The organism is Vibrio sp. YYF0003 (assembly GCF_036350715.1).
In the GTDB taxonomy this organism is placed as follows: domain Bacteria; phylum Pseudomonadota; class Gammaproteobacteria; order Enterobacterales; family Vibrionaceae; genus Vibrio; species Vibrio natriegens.
On record NZ_JAZDWA010000016.1, the window covers coordinates 15,801 to 36,335 of the forward strand.

Genomic DNA, 20,535 nt, shown 5'->3' on the forward strand with positions numbered 1-20,535 from the left:
AAAAAGGGCGTGTGGATAGAGCTTTCACACACCCTGATGAGCATCATGGGGACAATTAAGATGAAGAAGTGCTACCGCCCGCCAATTTGTCACATAAACCTTTTGGCACAACCACGAAGGCATCTTTTTGACTGTCTTGTTTAGAGGTGCCGGCACAAGAGCTGCTTTTGGTTGCACAGTCGTTCTTACCTGCCTTGGCTACGCCATAACACTTTTCTTGTTCAGCTGCGACGGCAGATGTTGCAGTCAGCATTGTACCGCCTAGTGCGATTAGACCCGTAACGGCAGCGGTAATAGCAAGATTCGAATTTTTCATAATAATTTCCTCTGAGTAGTTTCCTTTACTTCCATTTCGCAAGAAGAAGCGACACCATGTTGTTCAGTATTTGTCCACTTGCTTAATTTATGAGATAGGAAGGAGAGGTAAAAACTTTCAGTGAAATTTGCCATTAGTCTCTATTTTGGTTGCTCTTTTGATATAAGCGACTGAAGAGGTGAGTAAAAAAACAGCGAGTTTTTTCTCAAGTTTTGTCTAAACAGCGCCCAGCTGTTTAGGTTATAATCGGTTTTTATGTATAAATAACCAGTAGCTCATCATGATGGATCCATCTCTATTACTCGACGGTTTGAACGATAAACAGCGTGAAGCCGTTGCAGCACCTCTAGAAAACTTGCTCGTCCTTGCTGGTGCAGGGAGTGGTAAGACTCGTGTTCTTGTTCACCGAATCGCCTGGCTGATGTCTGTCGAACAAGCTTCTCCGTTTTCAATTATGTCAGTAACTTTTACTAACAAAGCGGCAGCGGAAATGCGTGGTCGTATTGAAGAGTTAATGATGGGCAGCGCATCTGGCATGTGGAATGGTACTTTCCATGGTATTTGTCATCGTATTCTGCGCGCGCACTATCTTGATGCCAAGCTACCGGAAGATTTTCAAATCATCGATAGCGACGATCAACAGCGACTACTTAAACGCCTGATCAAAGCACAAAATCTGGATGAAAAGCAGTGGCCTGCGCGTCAGGTTGCTTGGTGGATTAACGGTAAAAAAGATGAAGGTCTTCGCCCGGCGCACATTGATGCGTACCACGATCCGGTCACCAAAACTTACTTACAGTTATATACCGCTTATCAGGAAGCGTGTGATCGCGCTGGTCTGGTCGACTTTGCGGAAATTTTGCTTCGCGCTCATGAGCTACTGCGCGATAACAAGTTTGTCCGCGAGCATTACCAAGCGCGCTTTAAACATATTCTGGTCGACGAATTTCAGGATACCAACAACATCCAATACGCTTGGCTGCGTATGATGGCAGGGCCTGAGTGTCATGTGATGATTGTGGGTGATGATGACCAGTCCATTTATGGCTGGCGTGGTGCGAAAGTGGAGAACATTGAGAAATTTACTCTTGAGTTCCCAAGTGTTAGCACGATTCGTCTGGAGCAAAACTACCGCTCGACCAAAACGATTCTGGAAGCATCGAACACGCTTATTGCCAATAATACTGAGCGTATGGGTAAAGAGCTTTGGACCGATGGTGTCGTTGGTGAGCCAATCTCGGTCTACAGTGCTTACAACGAGTTGGACGAAGCCCGTTTTGCCGTTACCAAAATTAAAGAGTGGCAAGACAAGGGCGGTGTCCTTAATGATGCCGCAATGCTCTACCGTAATAACGCCCAGTCTCGTGTACTGGAAGAAGCGTTGATTCAAGCGGGTCTTCCATACCGTATTTATGGTGGTATGCGATTCTTCGAACGTCAGGAAATCAAAGACGCCCTAAGCTACCTGCGTCTGATTGCCAACCGTAATGATGATGCGGCGTTTGAGCGTGTGGTAAACACCCCAACACGTGGTTTAGGTGATAAAACACTTGAGACGATTCGCCGTGCGGCTCGTGATCGTGGTTGCACTATGTGGGAAGCCAGTATTGCGATGCTGGATGAGCAGGTACTTGCTGGTCGTGCTGCGGGCGCATTAAGCCGTTTTATTGAGCTCGTTACCGCGCTGGAAGACGATACTCTGGAGAAGCCTCTGCACGAGCAAACTGACCATGTGATCAAGTATTCCGGCTTATTTGCAATGTACGAGCAAGAGAAGGGCGAGAAGTCCAAAGCGCGTATTGAGAACTTGGAAGAATTGGTAACCGCAACGCGTCAGTTTGAGAAACCTGAAGAAGCAGAAGAAATGTCTCTGCTTACCGCATTCCTGACTCATGCGGCTCTGGAAGCGGGTGAAGGCCAGGCAGACGAGTTCGAAGATGCGGTTCAATTGATGACTCTGCACAGTGCGAAAGGTCTGGAGTTCCCATTAGTGTTCATGGTGGGTGTCGAAGAAGGCATGTTCCCAAGCCAGATGTCTGCTGAAGAGGCCGGGCGTTTAGAAGAAGAACGTCGCCTTTGTTATGTCGGTATGACGCGTGCGATGCAAAAACTCTACATCACTTATGCAGAAATGCGTCGTTTGTATGGTCAGGATAAGTATCACAAACCATCACGTTTTATTCGCGAGCTGCCTGAAGGTTGTCTGAATGAAGTACGCATGAAAGCGCAAGTCAGCCGCCCGGCAAGTAGTGGTCGCTTTAGCCAAACCACGGTAAAAGAGAACTTTAACGAGACCGGTTTTGCGTTAGGCTCACGCGTGATGCACCCTAAGTTTGGCGAAGGGACCATTATTAACTTTGAAGGTAGTGGCCCACAAAGCCGCGTGCAAATTGCCTTTAATGGTGAAGGGATTAAATGGTTAGTGACTGCTTACGCAAGACTTGAGAAGCTGTAAGGCCTACAAGGAAAAGTGAATATAAGAGCTGCTTCGGTGGCTCTTGTTATTTCTGGCGCTTTTAAAAAGAAAAACCCCGAGGGCTTGCGCCCGTCGGGGTTATAGTCTTACTCGCAGCAATCCAGCTACTAAAAGTGCTCCATGCATCAAATCCATGATAGTGTGCTGATTCCTTCAGCTTATTCCTTTCGTCGCCTTCCTAGCGGTGTCCTTGACCTTATCCTGGTCTGCTAACAATCCTCGTTAGCTCTCATCACTTGTTCCCTGAGCGGTGTCCCTGACATCATCCTGATGTTCAATCCCTGCCTCGTCCAGAGGTGTCCATTTCCCGTCCTTAGTAGCAACCATCCTAGTCACTATTGATTCCGTTCAATGTCCAGTTTTGCATTCCATGCCCGACTATTCATCCTGAATAACCGTTTCTTCATCCTGAAGTCTACCAAATCCTTGGTAATTCCTGTTCCGTGTCAGCATCCTTCCGACAGGTTTAATATTACGTTTTTCATGCCTCTCGGCAATGGTGGAAATTCACATTTTTATGGTTTTAATGCAGCTTAAAATAGCACTTTTCTTATTATTCAATGTCTTATGCATTTTGTAGGGTACTTTTTCTACTAAAAAAGCGTGTTTTACCTAACCCTTTGTGCGAGATCTCGCACAAAGGGGTGGGCCAAAGACGCCTAGTTGCCGATCGCGATTCCTTCTCGGCGTGGATCGGCTGCACCTTCCAGGCCATCTGAGGTGATTCGAATGGCGTGTAAACCAGAATTCAGATCACGAATTTCTGTAGTAAAGCCAATCTTTTCTAACTCTGGTTGTAAGCGGGTGGCCGCAGTACCTTGCTCTATATCCAATGTGCCAAAGCGGTTTAATAGCCTTGGTTGATTGATAGCTTGCTGGATATCCATATCCCACTGAGTATGAGCAATAATGGTTTGAGCGACGTAACCAATAATGCGGCTGCCTCCCGGCGAACCAATGGCCATATAAGGTTTATCGTCTTTGAGCATGATCGTTGGAGCCATAGAGGAACGCGGACGTTTACCTGGCTCTAAGCGGTTAGCTATCGGAGTTCCATCTTGATGAGTTCGGAAAGAGAAGTCGGTCAATTCGTTGTTGAGTAAAAAGCCACGAACCATTAACCGCGAGCCAAAAGCGTTTTCAATCGTTGTGGTCATGGATACCACATTGCCCTTTTTGTCGACGATATTGAAATGGCTGGTGGACGGAAGCTCTATCGATTCATCCATGCTGAGATTCATTGCATGAGACCATGGAGGGTTTCCGGCAGAGGCTTCTGGCAGTGCTTTACCAACTTCTATCAAGCTAGCTCGCTCCTTGAGGTAGTCGGCATCCAATAGTCCCGCGGTTGGCATGGGTACATAGTCCTGGTCTGCCATGTATTTGCCACGATCCGCGAAGGCGAGGCGAGACGCATCCGCAATGACTTGCCAGGATTTGGCACTTTCTGCGCCCCAGCCTTTAAGATCGTAATGCTCACTGATTGCCAGAATTTGTCCTACCGTTAATGCGCCGGAGCTTGGTGGCCCCATACCGCAGACATCATAGCTTTGATAAGCCACACATACTGGTTCGCGTTGCTTGATTTGGTAGGCATTAAAGTCTGACTGTGCGAGCACTCCCGGATTACCTGGCGCATTTTGGACCGTATCGATGATGTCCTGGGCGATATCACCCTGGTAAAAGGCCACAGCGCCTTTCTCTGCAATTGCGGTTAAAGTTTGCGCGTATTGAGGGTTTTTAAGGGTTGTTCCCGCCGATTTAGGTGTACCATCTGGATTAAAGAAATAAGCTTTGGTCGCAGGGAATCGTGATAGACGCTCAGCGTCGCCTTCTATCAGGCTTGCAAGTCGGGGACTGATGCTAAATCCTTGTTCAGCAAGCTTGATAATGGGTTGAATGATCTTTTTCCATTCTAGCTTGCCGTACTTTTGATGCGTATCCCACAACAGCTTGACGGTACCTGGTGTGCCGACAGAGCGGCCGCCGACAACGGCATCGTAAAATTGCAGTGGCTGGCCGTTGTCGTCCAGAAACAATTGTGGGGTAGCAGCCAGTGGGGCGGTTTCTCGGCCATCAAAAGTGGTGAGCTTTTGCTTATCGTTATCCCAATACACCAAGAATGCACCGCCTCCGATACCTGAAGATTGAGGCTCCACTAAACCAAGCATCAATTGAACGGCCACCATCGCATCTATCGCATTACCACCTTGTTCAATTACGTCGGCGCCTGCTTGAGTCGCAATCGGGTTTGCGGCCGTCACCATGTAGTTTTTGGCTTTTTTCAGCTGCTTTTGCTCGACGCCAGTACTTTGCTCAGGTGCTATCGCGTCAGTGGCTTGATTGGCGAGGGCTTGGCTCGTCAGAGTTAAGGTGGAAGTAAGGAAAAGACCCGTAGTGACGAGCCGATTAAACGTCCATTGCATGATGACTCTCCATGTTACCAGTTGAATATCCAGCTTGGCAGCCATGGAGAGGATCGTCGAGTAAGCGGTCTTAGAAATGTCGGTTGTGCGACGCTTTTAAATCAGCCAGTTACACCGAAAAGGTACGGATGGTTTGCAGTAAGATGCTGCCACCGACTAGCGTGAACACCACACCGCATAAACCATCGATGTAAATACCGGCTTGTTGTAATCGTCGCTGCAATCTTTGTGTAGAGAGCATCCAGGCCAGGCTGGAAAACCAAAGCAGTGATAAACCAAATAGAATCACTAAAGCGATACCTTTTCCAGTAACAGACATGCCAGCAGGAACCAAACTCGACATTAAGCTGACGAAAAATACTAAGGCTTTTGGATTCAGAATGTTGGTCGCAAAGCCTTTAGTGAGTGCCTGACGTTTATTACTGATCACCAGATTGTTGGCTTGATTTGACTGATCTGATTGTGGATTTTGGATCATCGCGATCACGGCTCGCAGTGCGCCAATACCTAAATAAAGTAAATAACTGCCACCGATTAATTGCAGAACGGAGTAAAGCGTTGGGTGTTGATGTACTAGGTAGCTCACACCGGTCAGGCTGAAAAAAGAGTGGAGCAAAATACCGAAGGACAATCCAAGCGCGATGTATAAACCAGTCTGGCGTCCATGACGAGTGGCGTTTTGTACGACTAACGCGAAATCGGGGCCGGGACTCATTAAAGCAATAAAGTGAATGCTGGCCAGAGTCAGCAGGATGGTTGATTCATTCATAAGACATCTCAAAACATAATGAAGAGGTTTATTCTCTCCGACACCGGCATGTCGCGCTTGTAAAAAACTGACAGTAAATGTCTGAAAGGGACTAGCGTGTTACTTGCGATGGAGAAACGCCGTAAGTCTGCTTAAAGGCTTTACTGAAATGGGCCTGATCGTAAAAGCCAATTTGATGTGCGACTTCGGTTCCGCATTGTCCTGACTGAAGCAGTTTCATTCCTTGCTCGAGACGAAGCCGTGCAAACCAGGCGTAGGGCGTCATCCCTGTTTGGGCTTTAAAGTGGCGTTGAAACTGGGTAGGGCTTAGCTGGCAGAGTTCAGATAACGACTCTAAACGAACGGACTGATCGAGATTTGCCATTAAGTAATCTTTTAAGGTGTTGAGCGACTGTTTTCCGAGGGGGATGACCCTTTTCCTGGCAAGTGATCCATAGCGATCAAAAAGCAGGTTAAATCCCTCAAATGGAAGACAATCTTTGGTTAACCGACTGAGATTATTGCGTCGAAGATGGCGGTGTAAGTTACTAAGTTGTGAAAATATCTGTGGATCGGAGATGATCAGCTCATTAAAGCTGATTATTTGACCGTTTTGTTTAAGATCGGCCAGATCACTAAATAGGTGCGGTTCGATCGAGAAGACATTCACTTCATAACCGTCAGCAAGTCTCGATTGACCATCGTGCAGCTCATCGGGCGGCATAATCACGATTTGTCCGTGCCCGACTTGGTGGTGACTGCCCTGATAATGGAACTTCTGCTCGCCATGCGTGATCAGACCAAGGTGAAAATCCAGATGGTAGTGCTTTTGAAAAGCAAATTTCTGGTATTTCGCCTCAATCAGACTTAGTTGGTCATGGTCGGTTGCGTAGTATTGAATCTGTTCCATTACATACAAAAAAGCTTGGTCATATAATGACCAAGCTTATCTATGAATTGGTGACTTGTCTTGTAAAAAACGATCACTGAGCTTGAATTGCCCTGCGGGAACGGCGACTGCTACGCAGTCCATCAAAGCTAAACACTACTAATGCTCCCCAGATAAAGGCAAATGTAATCGCTTTATCCATGGTGAAGGCTTCACCGTAAATCAAGACCGCGAGCAAGAACATCAGACTTGGCCCAATATACTGGAAGAAGCCCAGTGTAGAGAGTTTCAATCGAGTCGCTGCGCCCGTAAAGCAGAGTAGTGGCAGTGTAGTCACTACGCCTGCTGCAATCAGCAATGTATTTAACTGCCACGGGTTCTCTGCCATATTCGAAGTCGGCGAGTTTGCGATAAAGAACAAATAAATCGCGGCTGCAGGCAGCATGACGAGTGTTTCGATGAATAACCCGGTTTGCGCTTCAACGCTGACTTTTTTGCGCAGTAAGCCATAAATACCGAAGCTCGTTGCTAACGCCATAGCAACAATAGGTACCGAACCAAATACAACGAGTTGTACCAGGACACCGCAGGCCGCAAGTACGACAGCGAACCACTGTAGTTTACGTAGCCTCTCTCCGAGGAATATCATTCCAAGCAGCACGTTTAGCAGAGGGTTAATGTAATAACCTAAACTGGCATCAAGCATGTGATTGGCGTTGACCGCCCAAATGAAAATCAGCCAGTTAGCCCCGACTAAAATCGCGGTAGAAACCAGATACAGCATCTTGGTTTTGTTTCTGATGATATCGCTAACCGAGCGCCAATGACGGCCAAAGTGGAGGAGTGCAGCAAGCAAAAAGAAAGACCAAATCACGCGGTGGCTGAGGATTTCTAAAGCTGATACATCAGTAATTGATTTAAAGTATATTGGGGCGATACCCCACATCGTGTAAGCGCCAATTGCAAGCAGGACGCCTTGCCGTGCACGTTGCTGTTCTTCTTGTATCATGACGTGTCACCTAATTGTGTTTATAGAGCGGACGAGCAGTATACGAGTCGTGTTGGCAAACACCTAGTAATTTGCGGTTTTATTCACCATGAAACCCCATTACAATGTGCCCTCATTTTGTATGCTGGTGGCATACAAAAGCATTCCTATGATCACCCAATCTGAGACTATTCATGACCTCGACCTTGTTAGCCGAACCTTCAGACTCGCCTGTAACGCCTCAACGTGTGTTGGAGGACGTCTTCGGTTATCAAAAATTCCGCGATGGTCAGCAAGAAGTTATCGATGCTGCTATTGATGGACAAGACAGCTTGGTGATCATGCCTACCGGCGGTGGTAAATCTCTCTGCTATCAAATTCCCGCGCTGGTACGAAACGGGATCACCTTGGTTATCTCTCCGCTGATTTCTTTGATGAAAGATCAGGTGGACCAGCTAAAAGCCAACGGTGTCGCGGCGGAATGCGTGAATTCGACTATGAACAGAGAAGAACTGCTGAGCGTATATAACCGTATGCACAACGGGCAGCTGAAGCTGATTTATGTTTCTCCAGAGCGGGTCTTGATGCGTGATTTTATTGAACGCCTTGAAAGTCTTCCTCTGGCGATGATTGCGGTTGACGAGGCGCACTGTATCTCGCAGTGGGGACATGATTTTCGTCCGGAATACGCGTCACTGGGCCAGCTTAAACAGCACTTTTCTCATGTTCCATTTATGGCGTTAACGGCGACCGCTGATGATGCCACCCGTCGGGATATCTTAGAGCGTTTAAGACTGAACGACCCGCAGGTTTATCTCGGCAGCTTTGACCGCCCAAACATTCGCTATAATCTGGTGGAAAAACACAAGCCTGTTTCTCAGATTATCCGCTATTTGGAAACCCAGAAAGGGAACTGCGGCATTATTTATTGTGGTAGCCGCAAGAAAGTGGAAATGGTGACAGAGAAACTGTGCAACAACCATATTCGCGCAGCAGGTTATCATGCTGGCATGGATACTGATGAACGCGCTTATGTTCAGGAAGCGTTTCAGCGTGACGATATCCAGATCGTAGTAGCGACCGTCGCTTTTGGTATGGGCATCAATAAACCTAACGTGCGCTTCGTGGTGCATTTTGATATTCCGCGCAATATCGAGTCCTACTATCAGGAAACAGGCCGAGCTGGACGAGATGGTTTACCAGCAGAAGCGATGATGCTTTTTGACCCAGCCGACATCAGCTGGCTGAGACGTATGCTGGATGAAAAAGACGATGGTCCGCAGAAGCAGGTAGAAAGCCATAAGCTGAATGCGATGAGTGCATTTGCTGAAGCTCAGACTTGTCGCCGTCAGGTTCTGCTCAACTATTTTGGCGAATATCGTGAGAAACCATGTGGTAACTGCGATATCTGCCTCGATCCACCGAAACACTTCGACGCTACCGAAGAAGCACGTAAAGCGCTGTCTTGTGTCTATCGTGTGAACCAAAGCTTTGGCATGGGTTATGTCGTGGAAGTACTGCGCGGTATGCAAAATATCCGCGTGCGTGAAAATGGCCACGATAAAATCTCCACTTATGGGATCGGCCGTGACCACAGCCATGATTATTGGGTAAGTATCTTCCGCCAGTTAATCCATAAAGGTTTGTTGTTCCAGAACATTACCCGCAACTCAACATTGCAGCTTACGGAAGAAGCGCGTCCATTACTGCGTGGCGATGTGGCACTGGAGCTCGCGGTACCACGTCTGGATACCGCAGCACGAGCGGCTAAGTCGGATAAACTGACCAGTAAAAACTACGATAAGAAGCTGTTTGCCAAACTGCGTAAACTGCGTAAGTCGATTGCGGATGAAGATGGCTTACCACCTTATGTGGTCTTCAGTGATGCGACACTGATTGATATGGCGGAGATTCTGCCAACCTCTTATGGCGAAATGCTTGCAGTCAGCGGGGTGGGTCAACGTAAACTTGAGAAATACGCCGATCCATTCTTAGATCTTATTCAAGAACATATTACCCATCACGGTTAAGGATATTACATGCACAAGGAATTTGGCCTTGCTGAATACATTGCCGAAGAAGGTCGTTTACTTATTACTGCGCCAAGCTTCGATTTGGATACGTTTCCGGTGCTGGGTGAGCGTTTGGTAGGCTTGCTGTCGGCCTCGGTTGTCGAGAAGCAGTGGGATGCCGATATTCATTCGTGGCTTATCGATTTTGAAGGTTGCCGTCTGTTTATGAAGGCAGAACACTACAGTGAAGCGATATGGTTTGAAGCTCTAGCAGTAGAAGAGAGCAGGGAAGAGCTCGATTATCTTGCGGGATTATTTCAACGCGGATTTTGAACAAAGCAGTATAATCTTGTTAAGGGTGTTTCACATGAAACACCCTTTTTTGTATATAGCCAAGTGACTTCAAGATGCAGGATTCAGAGCGGTGTCACTGATTCAAGTTCAAGGAAAACGACGCAGTGGAATAGCGAGCTCTTTCCAAGTTGTTTGACGATGAAATTGTTGCAGTGACACGCTCCCAAAGGGCGAGTTGTCTTGGCTTGCATACTTTGTTAACGATTTTTGATTTAGAACCACTAGATCATCAAATCGTTGCCTTGTCTGTAAGCCAAGTCATTCTCGCTGAACTAAGCATCTTGAGGTTACTTGGGTATAAACGTTTGCGTAAAAAGCACTGCTTGCGAGCAAAATTGGTTAATGTATAATCGCCCACCGCTTAGCTCTTAGGAGCCAAGTCAGTTTATTTTTTCATTTTACATTGTTGGTAAGAGTCGTTTTTATTTTAAAAGCGCTCGATTTGGGTTCCCTCGCCCCCAAACCAAACTAAAAAGGTATCGCATGAGTAACTTTACCCCTGCGCAGCAGCGCAACGCCCTTATTTATCTGGTTTTATTTCACCTGATCATTATTGCATCCAGCAATTACCTGGTTCAGCTACCCTTTACGATTTTTGGTCTCCATACCACATGGGGCGCATTTACCTTTCCGTTTATCTTTTTGGCAACGGATTTGACGGTACGTATCTTTGGCGCAGGATTAGCGCGTAAGATCATTTTCTTAGTCATGTTACCAGCGCTGGCCGTGTCTTACCTTTTATCAGTGGTGTTCTTTGAAGGTCAGTTCCAAGGGTTTGGACACCTAGGAGAATTTAACCTGTTCGTGGCGCGTATCGCGGTGGCGAGTTTTATGGCGTACCTATTGGGTCAAATTCTGGATGTGCATGTATTCAATCGCCTGCGCCAGATGAAACAATGGTGGGTGGCACCAACCTGTTCAACGCTGTTTGGTAATGCGCTTGATACCATCGCGTTCTTTGCTATCGCATTTTACCAAAGTCCAGATCCATTTATGGCGGAACACTGGACTGAAATTGCGCTGGTGGACTATGGCTTTAAGCTGGTGATCAGCCTTGGCTTGTTTGTTCCTATGTACGGTGTATTGCTGAATTATCTGATCAAAAAGCTGACCGCAGTGAATCCGGACTTCAAAGTGACGACGACTGCTTAGTCAGGAAGCGTTCCGCGAATACCAAAAAGCCGCTTGTTTTTAACAGCGGCTTTTTTGTGTTTTGTAGGGGGATGTACAGCATAGGAAGCATTTAGATCATGGGTGTCCAAAAGCTCTTTGAGCTGTACAGAACCATCATTAAGGCAATAAAAAAGGCTCCCAATGGAGCCTTTTACCTATCACTAATTCATTGTTAGAGCGCTGAAATTGTCAATGGCCAGCCAATATCGGTCTGGCGGTTTGATTCAATTTCCAACTCTGCGGCGGTTAGCGGGTTGGCTTCTAACCACTTAGCATCAATGCTTAGTGTCAGGTTGTCACCTTCGGCAGAAAGTTCCACTTGAGGCTCTAAGCTTTGATTACGTCGATGAGTTAGCAAGACTGCAAGTCGCAATAAGCGCAATAGGCGTTTTGCACTGTTACCAGATAGTGCATGTTGCTCTGGTAATGAAGTGAGCTGCTCACGGTAACGGCGGGCTATCTCACCAATAAAGAATTTTTGTGCGCGTGTGAACCCCGGTAAATCCAAGTTTTGCAGCAAGTAAGCGCTGTGTTCACCACCTTTTTTAAAGTCGATGGTTAAGCCAATTTCATGTAACTTGGCTGTGGTTTCCAGTAGAACTTCACCCTGAGGCTCCGCAATCCACGCATCACCACCGGCTTGCTGTAATAGCTTACTTGCAAGGGTTGCTACTTGTTCACCGTACTCGCAATCCAATTGATAACGACTTTGAACACTGCAGATAGTGCGTGAGCGAATGTCTTTTTGGCGCAATTCTTCGACCATTTCGTACACCAGACCTTCACGCAGAGCGCCGCCAGCCAGTGTCATCGCGTCTATCTCAAGTAACTCAAACACAGCAATCAGAATGGACAGACCGCTTGGGAAGACCAGCGCACGCTCGAGCGTCAGGCCTTCGATGTCGAGCTCTTCTAAATGATCGGCTAACATGGCTTGCTTTTGCAGGCGTTTAAGTTTGGAGTGAGTAATTACTTCGTCCATTCCCTGTGCCAGCATTATCTCTTGTAGCGCCTGAACGGTACCTGAAGCCCCGACACAAACATCCCAACCCAAGTCGATATACTGCTCTAAAATCGGCTTGATAGTCTGTTTTGCACCTTCTATGGCGGCATCGAAGTTACGAGCATTCAGTTGACGATCTTTGAAGAAGTTCTCCAACCAGGTCACGCAGCCCATTTTTAAACTGGTGAGTGCTTTGGCTTCAAAACCCTCTCCGATGATAAGTTCAGTGCTGGCACCGCCAATATCGACCACAAGACGGCGGCCACTGCCACCAGAAGTATGAGCGACGCCTTTATAAATAGTCGCCGCTTCTTCTTCACCGGAGATAACTTCGATCGGATGACCAAGAATTTGACGTGCTTTCTCGAGAAACTCATCCACATTCGTCGCAGTACGTAATGTCGCAGTACCGACGATACGAATGTTCTGTTTAGGAATATCTTGCAAGCGTTCCGCAAATAGACTTAAGCAGTCCCATCCTCGCTGCATAGCTTCCATACTAAGAGAATTATGTTCATCTAAGCCCGCCGCTAGACGAACTTTGCGCTTAATTTTAGCCATTGTTTGAACGCTGCCATCGATGTGACGCACAACGAGCATGTGAAAACTGTTCGACCCGAGGTCGATGGCGGCGTATAGCGGTGATGATCCTGCTTGACTCATATACGACTTAACATTCCTTTATGATTGTTTTGGCGCTGATTGACGTGGCTGACGAGGACGACGTCCTTGTTGCTTACGGTTACCAGAGCGAGTGCCACCTGTATTCGTACGGCGTTGTTGCGTTCGTGGTGCACGCATACGGATTGGAGCTGGCAGATCTTGAATTAGAGCTGATGCATCATATTCCGATACAGGGATAGTGTGTTCAATGTATTCTTCAATCGCAGGTAGGTTGATCGCGTACTCTTCACAAGCAAAGCTGATAGAGTTGCCGCTCGCACCTGCACGACCGGTACGACCAATACGGTGTACGTAGTCTTCACAATCGTCTGGCAGATCGTAGTTGAATACGTGTGTTACTTGAGGAATATGCAGGCCACGAGCCGCTACATCCGTCGCCACTAGGATATCCACATCACCTTTAGTGAACTGCTCAAGAATCTTTTCACGTTTCTTCTGCGGTACATCACCAGTCAATAGACCAACACGATGGCCGTCTGCCGCCAGGTGACCCCAAACTGATTCACATTTGTGCTTGGTGTTAGCAAATATAATCGCACGATCTGGCCACTCTTCTTCTATAAGTGTTTGAAGAAGAGCCATTTTATCTTCGTTGGAAGGGTAGAAAAGTTCTTCCTGGATGCGGTGGCCAGTTTTTTGCTCTGGTTCTACCACAACATGTTCTGGGTTATGCATGTGTTCAAACGCGAGTTCTTGTACGCGGTAAGACAGCGTTGCTGAGAACAGCATGTTCAAACGCTCTTTTGGCTCTGGCATACGACGGAACAAGAAACGGATGTCTTTAATAAAACCAAGATCGAACATGCGGTCGGCTTCATCTAACACCACCGCTTGAATGTTGTTTAGATTAAATACGCGCTGTTTATAGAAGTCGATAATACGACCAGTGGTACCGATCAGGATATCAACGCCGTCTTGTAGCTTAGCCAGTTGCTTGTCGTAGCTTTCACCACCGTAAGCCAGTGCTGCTTTTAGGCCCGTGCTTGCAATCAGAGTTTCAGCATCATTGTAGATCTGAATCGCTAACTCACGCGTAGGCGCCATGATGATGGCACGTGGTTGTGTTGGTTTGCGACCTTCGTGCTCCGGTGTCGTCATTAGGTGGTTGAAGGTTGCAGTGAGAAACGCGAGTGTTTTACCAGTGCCCGTTTGGGCCTGGCCTGCGATGTCTTGGCCGGTGAGCAGTACCGGCAACGCCAAGGCTTGGATAGGGGTACAAAACTCAAACCCTTTTTTATCCAATCCATCAATAACTTGGGGCTCTAACCCCAAATCGGCGAACTTTTGCTCTGTGATATGCGTCTTTTTCATGGCTATAGAATATCAGCTAAAGCTTGCATTACGAAAGTAAATACATTCCAATAGGGCATCAAATTACTGGTTATCATCCAACCAGTTTCGAAAAACACATTGGAGTGGAAGATGAGTGATAAGATTTTGCAGCTAACTGATGACGGTTTTGAAAACGATGTAATCAACGCTGCAGGCCCTGTATTAGTAGATTTTTGGGCAGAATGGTGTGGTCCTTGTAAGATGATCGCTCCTATCCTGGACGAAGTCGCTGAAGAGTACGAAGGCAAACTCACTATCGGTAAACTAAACATCGACCATAACGCAGGCACACCACCTAAGTTTGGTATTCGTGGCATTCCAACGCTACTGCTATTCAAAGACGGCAACGTAGCGGCAACGAAAGTTGGTGCTCTGTCTAAAACTCAACTTAAAGAGTTTTTGGACGCAAACATATAATCACCAAGTGATTACAGATAAAACCGTGCAACCATCAATGCACGGTTTTGTTTTTCTAACTCTGGACTAGAATATTAATTAGTGCTAACTTATCGCGCGTTAATTGAACAAATTTCTCTTCTTGGTCGATCCTGTGACCAAATCCATCTTAACTAGAAAACAGATCTTATTTTGACTAAACAAGAATCCACTACCATGAACCTTACCGAACTGAAGAACAGACCTGTGTCTGACCTTGTAAAACTGGGCGAAAGCTTAGGATTAGAGAACCTAGCGCGCTTAAGAAAACAAGACATCATCTTCGCGATTTTAAAAGCGCATGCTAAAGGCGGCGAAGACATCTTTGGCGATGGGGTTCTGGAAATTCTGCAAGACGGCTTTGGTTTCCTACGCAGTGCCGATAGTTCATACCTTGCTGGTCCGGACGATATTTATGTATCGCCAAGTCAGATTCGTCGTTTTAACCTACGTACAGGTGACTCAATTGCTGGTAAAATTCGCCCACCAAAAGACGGCGAACGTTACTTTGCACTTCTGAAAGTCAACACGGTTAACGATGACAAGCCAGACAACGCTCGTAACAAGATCCTATTTGAAAACTTAACGCCTCTGCATGCGAATGAGCGCATGGTAATGGAGCGCGGTAACGGTTCTACAGAAGATATCACTGCACGTGTTCTAGATTTGGCATCGCCAATCGGTAAAGGTCAACGTGGTTTGATTGTTGCTCCGCCAAAAGCGGGTAAGACAATGCTTCTGCAAAACATTGCGCAAAGCATCGCTTATAACCACCCTGAGTGTGAACTAATGGTACTTCTTATCGACGAACGTCCGGAAGAAGTAACAGAGATGCAGCGTCTGGTTAAAGGTGAAGTGGTTGCTTCAACATTTGATGAGCCAGCATCTCGTCACGTTCAAGTAGCGGAAATGGTTATCGAGAAAGCGAAGCGCTTGGTAGAACACAAGAAAGATGTGGTTATCCTACTTGACTCGATTACTCGTCTGGCTCGTGCATACAACACGGTTGTACCTTCATCTGGTAAAGTACTAACAGGTGGTGTGGATGCGAACGCACTGCACCGTCCTAAGCGTTTCTTCGGTGCAGCACGTAATGTAGAAGAAGGCGGTAGCTTAACAATCATCGCAACAGCGCTAGTTGATACTGGTTCTAAGATGGATGAAGTTATCTACGAAGAATTTAAAGGTACAGGTAACATGGAATTGCACCTGAACCGTAAGATTGCAGAGAAGCGTGTTTTCCCTGCGATTGACTTCAACCGCTCAGGTACTCGTCGTGAAGAGCTACTGACTAAGACTGACGAACTGCAGAAAATGTGGATTCTGCGTAAGATTGTTCATCCAATGGGTGAAATCGACGCAATGGAATTCCTCATCGATAAGCTAGCAATGACGAAGACGAACGATGAATTCTTCGATGCGATGCGTCGTCAGTAACAACTGAGTTCTTATTTTGAAAAAGCCACCATAAATTATGGTGGCTTTTTTATTGCTTTCTACCGATAGAAGCCTCAAAATGAGGACTAATGTTATCGGGAGGTTAACATGCAACAAGGAATGTTGTCGTCATTACTCCTGAGTTTGTCACTCGTGACCATACCTATGACCGCGCCTGCGAAGGAAATGCAGGAGTCAGTGGTAGAACAGTGGCTTCAGGATACCCAAATACAAACCAAGGTCTCTGAACTTCTAGAATATGTTGTCAGGGATGAGGTTGACTCGCTTAAATTTTCCCTCAATCGACTGGCGTTACCTCAACAAGAGGTGGTGCGTTTCCGCTTACTCGAAAAACTAGAACAGCAAGACGTGATTCTTACGCCGCGTATGGCGCTGTTTGTTGAATCGCAAAGCCGTATTACTCCCACTTATCAAGTACTCGAGCGTGGTGAAGGTTACGAATTCACTGTGCCAGCTTTTAATTTTCCCGCCGTTGCAAGCCGCTTGATCAAGCGCTGGAAGCAAGACCAGAGCACGCTAGAATTTGTTCTACAAGCGGAGCGAAAAGAGCTCGATCTCAGCCAGTGGTTAACCGCAGGAACTTCACAACAAACACAGGCTCGTGAGGCATTATTGATTCGCGAACTCGATAGCTTGTCTCCCGGCGCGTTAAATGCGTTAACCGTACAGTTAACTCAAATAGATGTGACCAGTTGGTTACCGTCCACCGCCGTCATTGCTCGTTTAGCGCAAGTGAGCCAGGACCAGTCGATGTACGACTTATTGTGGCGAATGCGTGCGGACTACAACAGCCATGCCGAGCTGGAGAGATTAGCAGAAGCAGGCGATGCTTTTTCATTGCAGCAGTTAATGAACTCAACGGTGAATCCAACGCTCAAACCTTATGCTATCGGTCTTTTAACCAAAGCGAATCCATTAAGCCCCGAAGTGAAACAGTTTTTAATCACTAAGATGGCTTTGTCTGAAGAAGCAACATTGGTGGCGAGGGAGTTAGCGCAACAGGGCCACCAAAGCTGGCTTAAAGAGTTAGTGACGGGGAATTATCAGGTTAAAGCCCGTCAAATAGAGCAAGTGTTGCAGTAATACAATCCTTATACCCACACAAAATAGGAGGACCTTAGTGTCCTCCTATTTGTTATACTGCGAAAAGTTTAATCAGTCAGTAGTCATGAAGGCCTATGAGTTTTAAGGATTTACGCGAATATATTGATCACCTGGAGCAGAAAGGTCGACTCAAGCGCATTACTCACCCTGTTGATCCCGCTTATGAAATGACAGAGATCAGCGATCGTACTCTGCGAGCTGGTGGTCCTGCATTATTATTCGAAAACCCTATTGGTTACGATGTTCCGGTTTTAACCAACCTGTTCGGCACCCCGGAAAGGGTCGCGATTGGTATGGGACGTGAAGACGTAAAAGAACTGCGTGAAGTCGGTAAACTGTTGGCTTATCTCAAAGAGCCTGAGCCGCCAAAAGGCTTCAAAGATGCGCTAGAAAAGCTGCCTGTCTTTAAGCAAGTCTTGAATATGCCAGCTAAGCGTCTGCGTAAGGCGCCTTGCCAAGAAATCGTGTGGCAGGGTGACGAAGTCGATTTGGATAAGATTCCGGTGATGAGCTGCTGGGCAGAAGACGTAGCACCATTATTGACGTGGGGTTTGACGGTTACCAAAGGGCCGAATAAAAAACGCCAAAACCTCGGTATCTACCGCCAGCAGAAAATCGCTAAAAACAAAATCATCATGCGTTGGCTTGCCCACCGTGGTGGCGCGTTAGACCTTCGTGACTGGATGGAGACCAATCCAGGGAAACCATTCCCAGTCTCGGTGGCATTCGGTGCGGACCCTGCGACTATTCTCGGTGCGGTAACGCCAGTACCTGATACGTTATCAGAATATGCTTTTGCTGGCTTATTGCGTGGCAGCAAAACGGAAGTCGTCAAATCCATCAGTAACGAACTGGAAGTGCCAGCGAGTGCGGAAATTGTGATGGAAGGCTACATCGACCCGACTGAGTTTGCGGATGAAGGCCCGTATGGCGATCACACTGGCTACTACAACGAAAAAGAAAAGCATCATGTCTTTACCATTACTCATATCACCATGCGTAAAGATCCAATTTATCACAGCACTTACACTGGCCGTCCGCCCGATGAGCCCGCCGTTCTGGGCGTGGCACTGAACGAAGTATTTGTGCCTATTCTGCAAAAGCAGTTTCCTGAGATAGAAGATTTCTATCTGCCGCCAGAAGGTTGTTCGTACCGTATGGCGGTCGTGACGTTGAAGAAGCAATATCCGGGACATGCGAAACGCGTCATGATGGGCGTCTGGTCTTTCTTACGCCAGTTTATGTACACCAAGTTTGTGATTGTGTGTGATGAGTCGGTAAATGCGCGTGACTGGAATGACGTGGTGAAAGCCATGTCTGAGCATATGGACCCAGTGCGTGATACGGTAATGATTGATAACACGCCGATAGACTCACTGGATTTTGCTTCTCCGGTTGTTGGTTTGGGCTCCAAAATGGGACTCGATGCGACCATAAAATGGGAAGCGGAGTTGGCGACTCGCACGCAAGTCAATCCTTCAGAGAGCAAACCGATCACTCAAGAAGACTTAGACTCACTAAAAGCCCTTCGTCCGGACATTGTCGATATCTATCTACCTCCGACGGCAAACAACCAGTTCGCTGTGGTAACAATGAAGAAAGACGAAGCGGGTCAATCCCATGCATTGCTTGAAAGTCTGTGGGCATACTTTGCCGACTACACAGACATTAAGTTCATCATTTTATGTGATGACGACGTTAATGCACGGGATTGGAATGATATTATTTGGGCAGTAACGACTCGCATGGATCCTGATAGAGATACGATTCAACTTCGGGGAAGCTCGTCGAGCAGTTCGAAACTAGCGCTCGATGCGACCAATAAGTTTGAGTCTGAGGTAACGCGCGAGTGGGGTATCCCAATTAAGAAAGATCCTAAACTTGTCGCTAAAATTGATGAGATTTGGGACCAGTTAGGTATTCTATGAGTCATACAGTCCTCCTTCTTCCTATAAACATATCATTTGAGGTTGAAGCTGGGGAGACGGTGTTGGAAGCTGCGCTCAACAATAATATTCGCTTCCCACATCGTTGCCGAGTTGGCGCTTGTGCCATGTGTATGTGTAAAAAGGTAACGGGCGAGGTGAGTTATCATCTGGAACCCATGTTAACCGACAAAGAACAGCAGCAAGGTTGGATATTTCCTTGCCAAGCCTATACAGAAAGTAATTTAGTGCTTACTTTTGATGAGTAAGCGAGAGGGACATCATGACCATCCAATGTAAAGTAAAGTCTATTCAGCCGTTAGCTTGTAATACTTATCAAATTCTACTTCACCCAGAATCACCAGTGTCTTTCAAAGCTGGCCAATACCTTATGGTTGTGATGGGCGAGAAAGACAAGCGCCCGTTTTCTATCGCAAGTAGCCCTTGCCGACATGAAGGTGAGCTGGAATTGCACATTGGTGCGGCAGAACATAACGCTTACGCAATAGAAGTCGTAGAATCGATGAAAGCGGCATTAGAATCGGGTGATGATATTGAAATTGATGCGCCTCATGGAGACGCTTGGATTCAAGAAGATAGTGCGCGTTCTTTATTACTGATCGCTGGTGGTACAGGATTCAGTTACGTACGCTCGATCTTAGATCATTGTGTTGCACAGAATAAGACTAATGAAATCTACTTATACTGGGGTGCTCGTGACGAAAGCCAGTTATACGCAAAAGATGAACTTATCGCTATCTCAGAGAAGTTTTCGAACGTGCACTTTATTCCTGTAGTAGAAGACGCTCCCGCTGAGTGGCAAGGTAAAGTTGGAAACGTGCTTCAAGCAGTCAGTGACGATTTCGAAAGTCTGGAAGACTATGATATCTATATTGCTGGTCGCTTTGAAATGGCGGGCGCAGCTCGAGAACAGTTTACTCAAAATAAGAAAGCCAAAAGCGAACGTATGTACGCAGACGCGTACGCTTTCATTTAAATACGGCTTTTATGCGATGAAAAAGAGGGTTTATTACCCTCTTTTTTGCGTTTTTGATTAAATAATCATCGAGTGTTCGTTTTTTTGGTTTTTTTTCTAAAAAAGGGTTGCGCTCCAATCGTAACTCCCTATAATGCCCATCCACCGACACGGCAGACGCGATAAGGCTTCAGCAGGGTCGGAGAGGTAAAAAGCTTCTACGAAAAATTAGTTGA

17 protein-coding genes are annotated in these 20,535 nt (G+C 46.7%); 10 read left to right on the forward strand and 7 right to left on the reverse strand.

The window, feature by feature from the left end; genetic code table 11:
* Positions 1-55: 55 nt before the first annotated feature.
* A complete protein-coding gene (locus V1U08_RS22575; RefSeq protein ID WP_065303023.1) occupies positions 56-316 on the reverse strand; it encodes a BufA1 family periplasmic bufferin-type metallophore in 261 nt (86 codons plus the stop codon).
* 280 nt (positions 317-596) lie between these two features.
* On the opposite strand from V1U08_RS22575, the gene uvrD reads away from it, so the two are divergent.
* Positions 597-2,771, forward strand: coding sequence for a DNA helicase II (gene uvrD / locus V1U08_RS22580; RefSeq protein WP_330471454.1), 2,175 nt, complete (start codon positions 597-599; stop codon positions 2,769-2,771).
* 680 nt (positions 2,772-3,451) lie between these two features.
* Here uvrD and ggt read toward each other — a convergent pair.
* The 4 genes from ggt to rarD form a co-directional block, all read right to left on the reverse strand.
* The gene (gene ggt / locus V1U08_RS22585; protein ID WP_330471455.1) at positions 3,452-5,218 is read right to left on the reverse strand and encodes a gamma-glutamyltransferase; all 1,767 of its coding nucleotides are present in this window, start codon (positions 5,216-5,218) and stop codon (positions 3,452-3,454) included.
* Between the two features lie 109 nt (positions 5,219-5,327).
* The gene (locus tag V1U08_RS22590; protein WP_330471456.1) at positions 5,328-5,987 is read right to left on the reverse strand and encodes a LysE family translocator; all 660 of its coding nucleotides are present in this window, start codon (positions 5,985-5,987) and stop codon (positions 5,328-5,330) included.
* A gap of 91 nt (positions 5,988-6,078) precedes the next feature.
* Complete coding sequence (locus V1U08_RS22595; protein ID WP_239951857.1) at positions 6,079-6,876, reverse strand: AraC family transcriptional regulator; 798 nt, start codon at positions 6,874-6,876, stop codon at positions 6,079-6,081.
* Between the two features lie 73 nt (positions 6,877-6,949).
* Positions 6,950-7,864 (reverse strand): EamA family transporter RarD, encoded by a 915-nt coding sequence (gene rarD / locus V1U08_RS22600; protein WP_330471457.1) that lies wholly within the window; start codon positions 7,862-7,864, stop codon positions 6,950-6,952.
* Between the two features lie 173 nt (positions 7,865-8,037).
* Here rarD and recQ point away from each other — a divergent pair, with 173 nt between their 5' ends.
* The 3 genes from recQ (at position 8,038) to V1U08_RS22615 (ending at position 11,361) form a co-directional block, all read left to right on the forward strand.
* On the forward strand, positions 8,038-9,873 hold the full coding sequence (gene recQ / locus V1U08_RS22605) for an ATP-dependent DNA helicase RecQ (RefSeq protein WP_118119634.1): 1,836 nt from the start codon (positions 8,038-8,040) through the stop codon (positions 9,871-9,873).
* Positions 9,874-9,882: 9 nt separating this feature from the next.
* Positions 9,883-10,188, forward strand: a complete 306-nt coding sequence (locus V1U08_RS22610) for a DUF3630 family protein (protein ID WP_014233352.1) — start codon at positions 9,883-9,885, stop codon at positions 10,186-10,188.
* Positions 10,189-10,692: 504 nt separating this feature from the next.
* On the forward strand, positions 10,693-11,361 hold the full coding sequence (locus V1U08_RS22615; RefSeq protein ID WP_014233351.1) for a 7-cyano-7-deazaguanine/7-aminomethyl-7-deazaguanine transporter: 669 nt from the start codon (positions 10,693-10,695) through the stop codon (positions 11,359-11,361).
* A 193-nt stretch (positions 11,362-11,554) separates the two neighbouring features.
* On the opposite strand, the gene gppA is transcribed toward V1U08_RS22615, so the two are convergent.
* Both gppA and rhlB read right to left on the reverse strand, forming a co-directional pair.
* On the reverse strand, positions 11,555-13,048 hold the full coding sequence (gene gppA, locus V1U08_RS22620) for a guanosine-5'-triphosphate,3'-diphosphate diphosphatase (RefSeq protein WP_014233350.1): 1,494 nt from the start codon (positions 13,046-13,048) through the stop codon (positions 11,555-11,557).
* A gap of 18 nt (positions 13,049-13,066) precedes the next feature.
* Positions 13,067-14,380 carry an ATP-dependent RNA helicase RhlB gene (gene rhlB / locus V1U08_RS22625; protein ID WP_014233349.1) on the reverse strand — a complete coding sequence of 438 codons (1,314 nt, stop codon included), beginning with the start codon at positions 14,378-14,380 and terminating at the stop codon, positions 13,067-13,069.
* A 111-nt stretch (positions 14,381-14,491) separates the two neighbouring features.
* On the opposite strand from rhlB, the gene trxA reads away from it, so the two are divergent.
* The 6 genes from trxA to fre all read left to right on the forward strand — a co-directional run bounded on the left by trxA (position 14,492) and on the right by fre (position 20,320).
* The gene (trxA, locus tag V1U08_RS22630) at positions 14,492-14,818 is read left to right on the forward strand and encodes a thioredoxin TrxA (protein ID WP_014233348.1); all 327 of its coding nucleotides are present in this window, start codon (positions 14,492-14,494) and stop codon (positions 14,816-14,818) included.
* Between the two features lie 195 nt (positions 14,819-15,013).
* Entirely contained in the window at positions 15,014-16,273 is a 1,260-nt protein-coding gene (gene rho, locus V1U08_RS22635) for a transcription termination factor Rho (RefSeq protein ID WP_005378757.1), read from the forward strand.
* A 108-nt stretch (positions 16,274-16,381) separates the two neighbouring features.
* On the forward strand, positions 16,382-17,377 hold the full coding sequence (locus tag V1U08_RS22640) for a hypothetical protein (protein ID WP_020333381.1): 996 nt from the start codon (positions 16,382-16,384) through the stop codon (positions 17,375-17,377).
* Between the two features lie 95 nt (positions 17,378-17,472).
* On the forward strand, positions 17,473-19,326 hold the full coding sequence (gene ubiD / locus V1U08_RS22645; RefSeq protein WP_330471458.1) for a 4-hydroxy-3-polyprenylbenzoate decarboxylase: 1,854 nt from the start codon (positions 17,473-17,475) through the stop codon (positions 19,324-19,326).
* On the forward strand, positions 19,323-19,592 hold the full coding sequence (locus V1U08_RS22650; RefSeq protein WP_014233345.1) for a 2Fe-2S iron-sulfur cluster-binding protein: 270 nt from the start codon (positions 19,323-19,325) through the stop codon (positions 19,590-19,592). The genes ubiD and V1U08_RS22650 overlap by 4 nt, the downstream gene beginning before the upstream one ends.
* A 14-nt stretch (positions 19,593-19,606) precedes the next feature.
* On the forward strand, positions 19,607-20,320 hold the full coding sequence (gene fre, locus V1U08_RS22655) for an NAD(P)H-flavin reductase (protein WP_330471459.1): 714 nt from the start codon (positions 19,607-19,609) through the stop codon (positions 20,318-20,320).
* The last annotated feature ends 215 nt before the right edge of the window (positions 20,321-20,535 follow it).